The organism is Hydrogenophaga intermedia (genome assembly GCF_000723405.1).
GTDB lineage: Bacteria > Pseudomonadota > Gammaproteobacteria > Burkholderiales > Burkholderiaceae_C > Hydrogenophaga > Hydrogenophaga intermedia.
On the sequence record NZ_CCAE010000060.1, the window covers coordinates 14,470 to 27,344 of the forward strand.

Here is a 12,875-nt window from a genome sequence, read left to right on the forward strand (position 1 = left end):
CGCTGCGGCGGGGCCCGGCGTACAGTCGCGGCCATCCTTTTCCACCCACGACGCCCCCATGGCCGACACCCCGACGAGCAGCGACCCGCAACGCATCCAGCAGTGGCTCGACGATCACCGCATCACCGAAGTGGAGTGCCTGATCCCTGACATGGCCGGCCAGGCGCGCGGCAAGATCGTGCCGCGCCACAAGTACGACCCGGCCGTGGGCCTGCGCCTGCCCGAGGCCGTGCTGACCATGACGGTGACCGGCGACTACCCCGAGAAGGACTACACCTCGGTGGCCGACCCCGACATGCACCTGCTGCCCGATGCGACCACGCTGCGCCCCGTGCCCTGGGCCAAGGAGCCCACGGCGCAGATCATCCACGACTGTTTTTCCTTCGACGGCAAGTCCGTGGACCTGTCGCCGCGCAACGTGCTGCGCCGCATCCTCAAGCTCTATGCCGACGAGGGCTGGAAGCCCGTGGTGGCGCCCGAGATGGAGTTCTACCTGGTGCAGGTCGAGCCGGACGAGGACATCCCGCTCAAGGCGCCGGTGGGCCGCACGCGCCGAACCGAGGCGGGCATGCAGAGCTTCTCCATGGACGCGATCAACGAGTACGACGACATCTTCGACGTGATGTACGACTGGTGCGAGGCCGAGGGCATCCAGCTCGACACCCTGATCCACGAGATGGGCACGGCGCAGATGGAGATCAACCTCGACCACGGCGACCCGCTGCCGCTGGCCGACCAGGTGTTCCTGTTCAAGCGCACCATCCGCGAGGTGGCGATCCGCCACCAGATGTACGCCACTTTCATGGCCAAGCCCATGCAGGGCCAGCCCGGCAGCGCCATGCACATTCACCAGAGCGTGGTGGGCATGGACGATGGCAGGAACATCTTCAGCCGCGCGGACGGCGAGGCCTCGGAGCGCTTCTTCCATTTCATCGGCGGCCTGCAGACCTACCTGCCGGCGGCCATTGCCTTCTTCGCACCCTACGTCAATTCGTACCGGCGCCTGTCGCGCTACACCTCGGCGCCCATCAACCTGAGCTGGGGTTACGACAACCGCACCTGCGGCCTGCGCGTGCCGCATTCGGTGCCGCAGGCGCGGCGGGTGGAGAACCGGCTGGCGGGGGTGGACGTGAACCCCTACCTGGCGCTGGCGGTGAGTCTGGCCTGTGGGTACCTGGGCATGAAGCAGGGCCTGAAACCCACCGAGCCGCTGTCGGGCAGCGCTTACGAGCAACCGCACCAACTGCCGCGCCACCTGGACGACGCGGTGGAGAAGCTCATGCAGTGCGCGCCGCTGGTGGAGCTGTTTGGCGAGCACTTCATCCAGACGTATGCGGCGATCAAGGACACGGAATACCGGGAGTACTTCGATGTGGTGAGTCCTTGGGAGCGGAGGTTTCTGCTGCTCAACGTTTGAGCTGTTTTCTCCGGTGGCTCCGGTCATCGGCGCTTGGGTGTCCGGCTCCGCGAATGTCCCCCGCCAAGGGCTGCGCCCTTGGCTCCTCCTTTATTTCGCTACGCCGGACACCCAATCACCGATGACCTCGTTGGCACTCGTTCAGCCCACCACAACCATCCCCGACACGGGGTTGGACAGCAAGGCATCCAAAGCCTCGATCGGCAGAGGCTTGGCAAACAGGTGCCCCTGAAACTGGTCACACCCCTGGTACGCCAGAAAGTCCCGCTGCTCGATCGTCTCCACCCCCTCGGCCACCACCTGCAGACTCAGCGACTGCGCCAGCGCGATGATGGCGCGCGAGATCGCCGCGTCGTTCGGGTCCGTCAACACGTCGGCCACAAAGGCTCGGTCGATCTTCAATTGGTCCAGCGGCAGCCGCTTCAACAGCGACAACGACGAGTAACCCATGCCGAAATCGTCCAGCGACAGCGTCACCCCCAGCGACTTGAGCATGCCCATCTTCTCGATGGTGATCTCCATGCGATCGGCCAGCAGGCTCTCGGTCAGCTCCAGCTTCAGGCGCTGCGGCTTGACGCCGCTCGCGCGGATGCAGGCCATCACCGAATCCACGAAATCAGGGTGGCGGAACTGGCGCACGCTCACATTCACAGCGATGCTGAGGTTTGCCGTTTCCGGCCGCTTCGACCACGCCGCCAGTTGCCCGCAGGCGGTCTCCAGCGCCCACAGGCCCAACGGCAGGATCAGGCCGGTGTCCTCGGCCACGGGAATGAAGGCGATGGGTGAGAGCAGCCCGCGCTCGGGGTGGTTCCAGCGCAGCAGCGCCTCCACGCCGATGATCATGCCGGCCTTGTCCACCTGCGGCTGGTAGTGCACCACGAACTCGCGCCGGCGCAAACCGTCGCGCAGGTCGGATGCGGTGCGCGCGTTCTCGCTCATTTCGGCCTGCAGCGACGGGTCGAAGAAGCACAGCGTGTTGCGGCCCATGGACTTGGCCTGGTACATCGCCAGGTCGGCCTGCTTGAGCAGCTCGCCCACGTCGGCCTGCGTGCCGTGGAAGATGGTGACGCCGATGCTGGGCGTGGCGAAGTGCTGGTGGCCGGTGAGTGCGAAGGGCTCGCGCAGGGTCTGCAACACCTTGTTGGCCAGCACGCGTGCCTTGTGCGCCGCCGCCACCGGGCTGGGGCTCAGGTCGTCGGCCATCACCACGAATTCGTCGCCGCCCAGGCGCGCGACCAGGTCGGTCTTGCGCACGCTGGCGGTCAGGCGCTGCGCCACCTTCTTGAGCAACTGGTCGCCCATCTGGTGGCCCAGGGTGTCGTTGAGGATCTTGAAGTTGTCCAGGTCAATGAACAACAGCGCGCCGTGCTGACCGCTGCGCGCACTGACGCTCAGCGCCTGCTGCAATTTGTCGAGCAGCAACTGACGGTTGGGCAGGTCGGTCAGCGGGTCGTAGAACGCCAGGTGGCGGATCATGTCCTCGGCGGTCTTGCGTTGCGTGATGTCGCGCCCCACGGCCACCCAGTGCGTCACTTCGTCGGCGCTGGGCTGCACCGACACCACCTCCAGCTCCACCCAGAACAGCGCGCCGTTCTTGCGCCGCACCATCAGTTCGGTGCGCGCCTTCTGCGTGTCGCGCAGGCCGCGCGAGATCTCGCGCAGCTTGGACACCGCCGGGTCCAGGTCGAGCAGCATGCCGGGCGACTGGCCCAACACCTCGGCGCGCGAATAGCCCGTATGCAGCTCGAAGGCGTCGTTGACGAACACGATCTTGGGTTCGCCGCGCCGCTCCTGCGCGCCCGTCTCGGCGATCAGCACGATGTCGTTGAGCCGCGCCACGCTGGTCTCCAGCAGCATGAGCTGCTCCTGCGAACGGCGCCGCTCGGTCACGTCGCGGAAGTACACGGCCAGGCCTTCGGCGAAGGGGTAGGCCCGCACCTCCAGCCATTTGCCCAACGAGGCGAACCAGTCCTCCAGCTCGACGCGCCGGTTGGTTTGCAGGGCGCGGCCCAGGTGCTCCTTGAGCCGTTGCGCCAGCGCGGGCGTGAAGCCGTGCCAGACCTCCACGCCCAGCAGGTCGGCCGTGGTCTTCTGCAGCAATCGCTCGCTTTCCTGATTCAGATAGGTGAAGCAGCACTGCCGATCCAGCGTCACGAAAGCCTCGGTGATGCTGGCCAGCGTGGTCGTCAGGCGCATGGCCAGGCGCAGCGTCTCCTGCTGGGCCTGCTTGGTGGCCGAGATGTCGTGCACGGTCACCTGCACGCGCACCGGGTGGCCGTTCTCGTCCGTCACGGCCGCGCCCACGGTGCGCACCCATTTGGCCCCGTTCGACTCGATCAGCACCTGCACCTCCTCGTCGAAGGGCTCGGCGCTGGCGGCGCAGCGCTCCAGGCGCTGGCGCAGCCCCTGGCGCCATTCGGGCGCGTGGTGCGCCAGCAGGTCCTCCAGCGTGCGCGGTGGCGCTTCGGTATCAATCCCCAGGAGGCTCAGCAGACCGGCCGAGCAGTCCACACGCTCGCCATCGGTTTCCACCGACCAACTGCCCAGGCCCGCCGTGCGCTCCACGAGTTCGATTTGCCCCTGGTGGCGGCGGTGCAGGGCCACCTGCGCTGTCACCAGCTCGCGCTGGTGGCGCATGGCCAGCACGAGGTCGGCCGCCATCTCGCTGACCAGGCCGATACCGATCTCGTTGCGGCGCTCGTCTCGCGCCTGGTGGTCTAGCAGCAGCAGAAAAGCGCCCGGCGCGCGGCTCAGGGGCAGCCAGTGCAGGTGGTGGATCGCGCGGCGGCCCCGGCCCAGGTCGAGTGGCACCCAACGCGCTTCCCGGCTGGTGTCGCCCACCCAGACCTCCTGTGGCCCCAGGGTTTTGACGATGTCGAGGGCCAGCTCCTCCATGGGGGCGTCCAGGCCGGCGCGGCCCAGCAGGCGAACACCTGTATCCGAGCGTTCCAGCAGCAGGGCAGCTGCACTGCGGCCCTCGCGCGCGGCGAGGTGGGCCATGCGGTCGAACGCCTCGCGCGCTTCAGGCAGCCGGGCGGCGTCGGAAACTTGCACATTGGGGGGTCGATCAGCGCGCATGATGGCCTTAGGATAGCGGGCTTGGCGTGACGAGAGCCTCTCGGGCGTTCCGCGCCACCGGCAACCGCCTGTGAACTACCTCACGCCACGCCGCGTGGTGACGGATTTTTGTAACTGACTTGTGACTTTTTGTAGCCTCTGCTCTACGATCCGACCCATTGTCTTTGGTGCAGCCCTAGTCCCGGACACACTCCATGCAAGCCATGTCCACCACTGACATCCGAGAGGATGGGGGAGCCCGCAAGGTGAGCGCACTCGCAGAACTCCGGCAACACAGCGACGTATCGAGCCTGAAATCGGCCCTGCACCAGTTGTGCAGCGAATTCGGGCGCATTTCGCGCCTGGATATCCTGACGGCCATGCACGAAGGCACCAAGCAGGCCATTTGCTTCCTGCGCATGGAGCGGCCCGAGCAGGAGCAGCAGCTCATGAAGACCCTGGGCGTGGGCCGCTTCGGCGGCGAGGTGGTATTCGTGCTCAACCTCAACGTGCCCAGCAAGCAGAACGATTTCGGCCCCTCGTCGCAGTGGTGCGACTCCGACATCTACTGAGCGGCCCCTCGGCCCGCTCCTACCCCTTCTAACCCTTGCGTTCGCCGCTGCAGGCCCAGGTCGTCCAGTGGCTGGCGCAGCCGGGCGATGCGGTTCGGCAGGGCCAGCCGCTGCTGGTGGTCGAGGCCATGAAGATGGAGCACGAACTCCCGGCCGACCACGACGGGCGTCTGGCGGAGTGCCTGGTGGCCGCGGGTGATGCCCTGAGCCCGGGCGATCCGCTCTGGCGCATCGAATCCCTGGCGGCGCCAGCGCCATCTCGAGGCACCGACGCCACGCCGCTCCACACCCCAACCGCTGAACGGGATGACCTGCGTCGTCTGCGCGAACGGCTGGCATTCACGGAGGACGCCGCCCGCCCCGAGGCCGTGACGCGCCGCCACGCGCTGGGCTTGCGCACCGCGCGCGAGAACCTGGCCGACCTGTGCGACGCCGACAGCTTCATCGAATACGGCGCCTTGGCGGTGGCCGCGCAGGCCACACGCCGCAGCGAAGCCGAGCTGATTGCCCAGACGCCGGCCGACGGCATGGTCACGGGCATTGGCGCCGTCAATGGCGCGCTGTTCGGCCCCGAGCGCGCCCGCACCGTGGTGCTGGCCTACGACGCCACCGTGCTGGCCGGCACGCAGGGCATGCGCAACCACCAGAAGACCGACCGCCTGCTGGGCATCGCGCTGGACCAGCGCCTGCCGGTGGTGCTGTTCGCCGAAGGCGGGGGCGGGCGCCCCGGCGATACGGACATGCCCATCGTGGCGGGCCTGCACGTCGGCACCTTCGCGGCCATGGCGCGCCTGTCGGGCCGCGTGCCCACCATCGGCATTGCGGCCGGCCGCTGTTTCGCGGGCAACGCGGCCCTGCTGGGTTGCTGCGACCTGATCATCGCCACGCGCGGCAGCAACATCGGCATGGGTGGCCCGGCCATGGTGGAGGGCGGAGGCCTGGGACGCTTTGCGCCCGAAGCGATCGGACCGGCCGAGGTGCAGCACGCCAACGGCGTGATCGACCTGCTCGTGGACGACGAGGCGCAGGCCGTGGCGGCGGCGCAGCGGTGCCTGGCTTTCTTCCAGGGGCGCGTCGCGCCGGTGCCGTCGACGCCGCCAGAGCGGCTGCGTGCGGCCTTGCCCGCCAGTCGCTCGCGCAGCTACGACAGCCGCGCCGTGCTGCAAGGCGTGGCCGACGAGGGCAGCGTGGTCTGGTTGCGCGAGGGCTTTGGCCTGGGCATCCACACGGCACTCGCGCGCTTCGATGGTCGCGCCGTGGGCGTGCTGGTGAACAACCCACAGCACCTGGGCGGCGCCATCGACCCCGACGCGGCCGACAAAGGGGCGCGCTTCATGCGCTGGTGCGACGCGCATGGCTTGCCCCTGCTGAGCCTGGTGGACACGCCAGGCTTCATGGTCGGCCCCGAGGTGGAGGCGCGCGCGCAGGTGCGCCACGTCAGCCGTCTGTTCGTCGTGGCAGCGGCGCTGCGCGTGCCCTTTTTCAGCGTGGTGTTGCGCAAGGGCTTCGGCCTGGGGGCCATGGGCATGACGGCCGGGGGCTTTCACGCCCCGGGCTTCACCGTGGCCTGGCCAGGCGCCGAGTTCGGCGCCATGGGGCTGGAAGGCGCGGTGCGCCTGGGCTACCGCAAGGAGCTGGAGGCCGTGCCTGAAGGCCCGCAGCGCCAGGCCCTGTTCGACGAACTGCTCGCGCGCCAGATCGCACAGGGTGCGGCGATCCCGATGGCCACCACGCTGGAGATCGACGCCGTGATCGACCCGGCGGACACGCGGGCCTGGCTGCTGCGCGGGCTGGAGGGCGCCAAGCTGCGCGATGAGCCCGCCGTGCGCACGGTGGACCCGTGGTGAGCCACCGTTACAGCAGCTCTCCAAAGCCCGTGCTGCGCACTCCGGCCGTGGCCAGTGGCGGCGCGGTCTGGTTGATGTTCACCCAGAACTCGCACACGTGCTTCATGGCGCTGAGGAACTGCGAGAACTCGGTCGGCTTGGCGATGTAGGCGTTGGTGCCGGCGTCGTAGGCGCGCAGCAGGTCGCTCGGCTCGGTGGACGAGGTGAGCACCACCACCGGGATGTTGTGCAGCACGTCCGAACTCTTGATCTCGCGCAGCACGCCGATGCCGTCGAGCAGCGGCATCTTCAGGTCGAGCAGCACCAGCACCGGATTGCTGCCCGGCCGGTTGACGAACTGGTTGCGTCGGAACAGGTAGTCCAGCGCCTGCATGCCGTCGGAGACGTGCGTCACCCGGCCGTCGAGGCCGTGGCGTGAAAGCGCGAGCTTGGTGAGCTCGGCGTCGTCGGGGTTGTCCTCGACGAGGAGGATGGCATCGGCGGTCTTGTTCATGGTTCCAGGGGTGCCGGCATGGAATCGGTGGGATCGGCGGCTCGCGGGCCATCGATCGGGAGAGTGAAGTGAAAGACGCTGCCTTCACCCAGGCGGCTTTCCGCCCAGATGCTGCCGCCGTGGCGTTCGACGATACGACGGGTGAGGGCCAGGCCGATGCCCGTACCTTCGAATTCCGACGCGCGGTGCAGCCGCTGGAAAACGCCGAAGAGCTTCTGGGCGTACTTGGTGTCGAAGCCGACACCGTTGTCGCGCACGGAGAAGGTGTAACCGCGCACCGGGTCCAGGTGCCAGCTCACGTCGATGATGGCGCGCTCGCGCGGCCGCGAGTACTTGAAGGCGTTGCCCAGCAGGTTGGCCCAGACCTCGCGCAGCAGCAGCGCGTCGCCGTGCACGATGGGCAGGTCCGCCGCGATCTGCCAGTCGACCACGCGGCCGTCGGTGTCGTGCGCGATCTGCGCGACCACGGCGCTGACGAGGTGGTTGAAATCGACCGGCGCGATGTTCACCGCCGCGCGGCCCAGGCGCGAGAACGCCAGCAGGCCATCGATGAGCTGGCTCATGTGGCGCGCCGAGTTGCCGATGGTGGCGAGGTAGCGCGTGGTGGTTTCGTCGCGCTGCAGGCCCAGGTGTTCTTCCAGCAAGCTCACGAAGCTGGAGATGTGGCGCAGCGGCGAGCGCAGGTCGTGCGAGACCGAATAGGAGAAGGATTCGAGGTCGCGGTTGGCCGCCAGCAGTTGTTCGGTGCGTTCGACGACGCGCTTCTCCAACTCGTCGTTGATGTTGCGCATGAGGTCGTCGAGCTGCTTGGCGTCCGTCATGTCGCGGTTGATCTTGGCGAAGCCCTTGAGGTCGCCGCGCTGGTCGCGCAGCGCGATCAGCACCGAGTGCGACCAGTAGCGCGAGCCGTCCTTGCGCAACTGCCAGCTCTGCACGTCGTGCTGGCCGCGCGAGGCGGCCAGGCGCAGCATGCGTTCGGCGTCGGCGCGGCCGGCGGCTTCATCCACCGGGTCGAACAGCACGCCGTAGTGGCGGCCCAGCATCTGCACCGGCGAATAGCCGTCCATGCGCTGGGCGCTGTCGGTCCAGTCGGTGATGAAGCCGTTGGCGTCAAGGAAGAAGATGCAGTAGTCGCGCAGGTTGTCCACCATCAGGCGGAAGCGCTGCTCGCTTTCCAGCAGTTCGGCCGAGCGTTCCTGGATGCGCTGCTCAAGTTCCTCGTTGAGGTGGCTGACGCGCTCCTCGATGCGCTTGCGGTCGGTGATGTCGATGATCTGCACGAACACGCCGCGGACCTTGCCGTCCGGCCCGTGGTCGGGCAGGTAGTTCGCACTCATGAAGATCGGCGTGCCGTCGGGCATGCGGCGCCAGGCCTCGAAGTGCTGCGAGGTGCCGGCCAGCGCGCCGGCCATGCGTGGCTCGATGTCGGCCCAGATGTCGGGCGCCACGCAGCGGCTCAGGTGCTGGCCCACGATGCGCTGCGGGTCCATGCCGTAGACCCGCAGGTGCTCGGCGTTGGCGAAGCGGAAGTGCAGGTCCGCGTCGAGGTAGGCGATGAGCCCCGGGACGCGGTCGGTGATGGACTGCAGGAAGTACTGCTGCTGGCGCAGCGCGTCTTCGGCGGCGCGCCGGCGCGTGATGTCCACCACTGTGGTGTTGCTGCGCAGGAAGCCACCCTGAGCGTCGCGCACGGCGGCTGAGGACAGCAGCGCGTAGAAGCGCGTGCCGTCGCGCCGCTGCATCTCGTACTCCACGCCGTCGAGGGCATCGTCCTGCAGCATGCGCCCCATGCGCGCTTCCAGCAGCGGCACCTGGTGCGGCGGGATCATGTCGCGGAAGTTGAGCTTGCCCACCACCTCGTCGCGCGTGTAGCCCAGCCATTCCAGCTCGGTGTCGTTGATCGAAACGAACACGCCGTCGATGTCGAGCGAGTGGTAGCCGCAGGGCGCGCGGTTGTACAGGGCGTTGGCCTGTTCCAGCGCGCGGGCGAGCCGTTGGTTGGCCTGGGAGACGCGGTCCTCCGAGGCCTTGCGGTCGGTGATGTCGATCATCTGGATGATCAGACCTTGTACCTCGCCGTCCACCTGGAAGGGGATGTATTCGATGCTCGCGTAGTACGGCTCGCCGCCGGGGAAGCGGCGCTCGCCTTCGAATCGCTGTGGCTCGCCCGCCAGCGCGGCATCCAGGCGCTCACGCACGGACTCGTAGACCTGTCGGTCGGCGATGTCGCCGAGATGGCGGCCGACCACGCCCTCGCCTTGCTGTCCATCGCACCAGCGGGAGTAGCTGGCGTTGGCAAAGCGGCAGATCAGGTCGCGATCGAAGAAGGCGATCTGCACCGGCGCGTGGTCGCTGATCGTCTGCATGAACCGTCCCTGCGCGGCCAGCGCCTGCTGCGCCGCTTTCGAGGCGGTGATGTCGATCAGCGTGTTGTTGGAGCGCAGGAAGCGCCCCTTGCTGTCGCGCACGGCCGTGCTGCTGACGAGCGCCGAGAAGGTGCTGCCGTCGCGGCGGCGCACGACCGTCTCGATCGGGTCGAGCTTCTCGCCGGCCACGAGGCGGGCCAGGCGCTCCAGCACCGGCGCCTGATCACCGGGCGGCAGCATGTCGCGCACGTTGAGCTTGCCGATGACTTCGTGGCGCTCGTAGCCCAGCCAATCCAGCTCGGTGCGGTTGATGAGCACCAGCGTGCCATTGGCGTCGAACGAGTGGTAGCCGCAGGGCGCCTGGTTGTAGAGCGACTGGGCTTCGGCCAGGGCCATGCTCACGCGCTCCTTGGCATCGGCCAGTTCCTCGGTGCGCTCCTTCACGCGCTTTTCCAGCTCGGCGTTGAAGCGGCGGATCTCGTCCTGTTGCTGGTGCAGCTCGGTGATGTCGCGCGAGACGGCGAGCAGCATGGCCGGCTGGCCCTGCGCGTCGCAGATGGGCGTGAGCGCGGTGTCCCACCACTTGGGCGTGCCCTTGAAGGTGTTGCCGAAGGCCACGAAGCGCGAACCCTTGCCCTGGCGCGCGGCGGCCACGGCGTCGCGCGCCAGCGTGCCGCCTTCCTCGGGCCACCACGTGGTCCAGTCGCTCAGGCGCACTTCCTCGAAATCGTCCACCTCGACCAGGCGGCAGCCCTGTTCGGTCATCTGAACCACGCGACCTTCGAGGTCGAGCACCTTGGTGCAATCGGGGCTGCTGGCGATGATCTGACGGTTGAGTTCGTCCTTGATGCGTGCCTCGGCCTCGAGCACGCGCAGCGGTGTGATGTCCTGCACGAAGCCGAGCTGGCTGACGACGCGGCCGCTGGCGTCGCGCAGAGGGGCGTTGCGCACCAGCACGTGCACGGTTTCATTGCCCGGCTTGACGATGCGGAACTCGACGTTGAGGCTTTCACCGCGCGAGATGCCGCGCACCCAGTTCGCCTGCACGCGCTCCAGGTCGTCGGGGTGCACGCGGCCAAGCCAGCCGAAGTTGGGAAAGTCCTCGCTGCGCAGGCCGAAGATCTGCTGGAGCTGGCTGTCGATGTGGGTAAGCAGCCCGGCTTCGTCGGTGCGAAAGACGCCGATGGGAAACACGCTGGCGAGCGCGCCGAACAAGGCCTCGTATTCAAGTTTGGCCAGGGCGGGGCGGCCCTCGCGCTCGGCGTCCAGCGCCGACGTCAGCTGCAGGGGCAGGTCGGCGTGGAAATGCTTCTGGCTGGCGTCGGTGGCGGGGCTCAGGCCGCTGAGCTGCTGCGCGTAGCGCTGGCGCAGGTACTCGTTCTCGGCGCGCAGCGTGCGCAGCTCCAGCGCCATCGCCCGCTCGCGTTCGCTGGCACCGGCCTCGCCGTCGCGGCGGGCCAGGGGCGCATCGGTGGGCGAAAGGCGGGCGCTCATTGCAGGCAATGTACCCCAGCCCCAGGGGGGTACCGCGCGAAATAGCGCCCTAAAAGCGGGGGAGATCCGGGTGCGGCAGTTGCCCGCCGCGCACCAGCAGGCGCCCGTATTCCGCACAACGTTGCAAGGTCGGGATGACTTTGCCGGGGTTGAGTAAGCCTTTGGCATCAAAGGCCCGTTTGATGCCGAACATCTGCTCGTTCTCTTCTGTGCTGAATTGAACACACATGCTGTTGAGCTTTTCGACGCCCACCCCGTGCTCGCCGGTGACGGTGCCACCCATGGCGACGCTGGTCTCCAGGATGTCGGCGCCGAAGCGCTCGCAGCGCTGGAGCTGGTCGGGGTCGTTGGCGTCGAACAGGATCAAGGGGTGCAGGTTGCCGTCGCCCGCGTGGAAGACGTTGGCGCAGCGCAGGCCGTAGGTGGTTTCCATGGCCTGGATGGCGAGCAGTATGTCGGCCAGGCGCTTGCGCGGGATGGTCGAATCCATGCACATGTAGTCGGGGCTGATGCGCCCGCTGGCCGGGAAGGCGTTCTTGCGGCCGCTCCAGAAGCGCAGGCGCTCGGCTTCGTCGCGGCTGACGGCGATGGCGGTGGCGCCGCAGCCACGCAGCACGGCGCTCATGCGCTCGATTTCCTCGGCCACTTCCTCCGGCGTGCCGTCGCTCTCGCACAACAGGATGGCCTCGGCGGACAGGTCGTAGCCCGCACGAACGAAGTCCTCGACGGCGGCCGTCATGGGCTTGTCCATCATCTCCAGCCCTGCCGGGATGATGCCGGCGGCGATCACGGCGGCGACGGCGTCACCGGCCTTTCGCACGTCGTCGAAGCTGGCCATGATGCAGCGCGCGAGCTGCGGCTTGGGCACCAGCCTCACGACGACTTCGACGGTGACGGCCAGCATGCCCTCGCTGCCCACCACCAGGGACAGCAGGTCCAGGCCAGGCGCATCGAGCGCCTCGCCGCCGAACGTGATGGGCTCGCCTTCGATGGTGAAGCCGCGCACCTGCAGCACGTTGTGAATCGTCAGGCCGTACTTGAGGCAGTGCACGCCGCCCGAGTTCTCGGCCACGTTGCCGCCGATGGTGCAGGCGATCTGGCTGCTCGGGTCGGGCGCGTAGTACAGGCCATGCGGCGCGGCGGCTTCGCTGATGGCCAGGTTGCGCACGCCGGCCTGCACGGTGGCGGTGCGCGAGCGCGGGTCGACGCGCAGGATGCGGTTGAACTTGGCCAGCGAAAGCACCACGCCCCGGGCGTGCGGCATGGCCCCGCCGGAGAGGCCGGTGCCGGCGCCGCGCGCCACCACCGGCACGTCCAGCGCGTGGCAGGCCTTGAGTACGGCGGCCACCTGGGCCTCGGTCTCCGGCAGGGCCACGACCATCGGGCGCTCACGGTAGGCGGTGAGGCCGTCGCACTCGTAGGGGATGGTGTCCTCGGCGTGCCACAGCAGGGCGTGCGCGGGCAGCAAGGGAGCCAGGGCCTGCACCACGGCGGCCTGGCGCTCGGCGCGGGCCAGGCGCTCGGCCTGGTCGGGGAGGGCGGGCGGGGTGTGGGGGCGGAGCAGCTGGGCGGGCATGCCGGGGTGGGAAGTCTGTATGCGGAATTGGGGCAGCATGCGGGGGATGGGGC

Annotated in this window: 6 protein-coding genes and 1 pseudogene; 3 read left to right on the forward strand and 4 right to left on the reverse strand. The window is 68.3% G+C overall.

The genetic code is table 11. The features are described from left to right. Positions 1-58: 58 nt before the first annotated feature. Complete coding sequence (locus tag BN948_RS22095; RefSeq protein ID WP_009519825.1) at positions 59-1,417, forward strand: glutamine synthetase family protein; 1,359 nt, start codon at positions 59-61, stop codon at positions 1,415-1,417. Positions 1,418-1,558: 141 nt separating this feature from the next. On the opposite strand, the gene BN948_RS22100 is transcribed toward BN948_RS22095, so the two are convergent. Beyond that, positions 1,559-4,495 (reverse strand): sensor domain-containing protein, encoded by a 2,937-nt coding sequence (locus BN948_RS22100; protein WP_009519826.1) that lies wholly within the window; start codon positions 4,493-4,495, stop codon positions 1,559-1,561. A 245-nt stretch (positions 4,496-4,740) separates the two neighbouring features. Here BN948_RS22100 and BN948_RS22105 point away from each other — a divergent pair, with 245 nt between their 5' ends. After that, positions 4,741-5,046, forward strand: a complete 306-nt coding sequence (locus BN948_RS22105; protein ID WP_035623900.1) for an RNA recognition motif domain-containing protein — start codon at positions 4,741-4,743, stop codon at positions 5,044-5,046. 35 nt (positions 5,047-5,081) lie between these two features. Further along, positions 5,082-6,893, forward strand: a pseudogene (locus BN948_RS22110) (carboxyl transferase domain-containing protein); the annotation flags it as partial. A gap of 7 nt (positions 6,894-6,900) precedes the next feature. On the opposite strand, the gene BN948_RS22115 reads toward BN948_RS22110, so the two are convergent. The 3 genes from BN948_RS22115 to BN948_RS22125 are packed head-to-tail and all read right to left on the reverse strand — an operon-like array spanning position 6,901 to position 12,822. Then, positions 6,901-7,386 (reverse strand): response regulator, encoded by a 486-nt coding sequence (locus BN948_RS22115; protein ID WP_009519829.1) that lies wholly within the window; start codon positions 7,384-7,386, stop codon positions 6,901-6,903. Beyond that, on the reverse strand, positions 7,383-11,246 hold the full coding sequence (locus tag BN948_RS25870; RefSeq protein WP_009519830.1) for a PAS domain S-box protein: 3,864 nt from the start codon (positions 11,244-11,246) through the stop codon (positions 7,383-7,385). Before BN948_RS25870 ends, BN948_RS22115 begins: the two co-directional genes overlap by 4 nt. 49 nt (positions 11,247-11,295) lie before the next feature. Continuing rightward, entirely contained in the window at positions 11,296-12,822 is a 1,527-nt protein-coding gene (locus BN948_RS22125) for an FAD-linked oxidase C-terminal domain-containing protein (RefSeq protein WP_081922023.1), read from the reverse strand. Positions 12,823-12,875 lie beyond the last annotated feature (53 nt).

Coding starts and splice junctions, on each gene's coding strand:
- BN948_RS22095 (WP_009519825.1), top strand. CDS start 59: ATGGCCGACACCCCGACGAGCAGCGACCCGCAACGCATCCAGCAGTGG.
- BN948_RS22100 (WP_009519826.1), bottom strand. CDS start 4,495: ATGCGCGCTGATCGACCCCCCAATGTGCAAGTTTCCGACGCCGCCCGG.
- BN948_RS22115 (WP_009519829.1), bottom strand. CDS start 7,386: ATGAACAAGACCGCCGATGCCATCCTCCTCGTCGAGGACAACCCCGAC.
- BN948_RS25870 (WP_009519830.1), bottom strand. CDS start 11,246: ATGAGCGCCCGCCTTTCGCCCACCGATGCGCCCCTGGCCCGCCGCGAC.
- BN948_RS22125 (WP_081922023.1), bottom strand. CDS start 12,822: ATGCCCGCCCAGCTGCTCCGCCCCCACACCCCGCCCGCCCTCCCCGAC.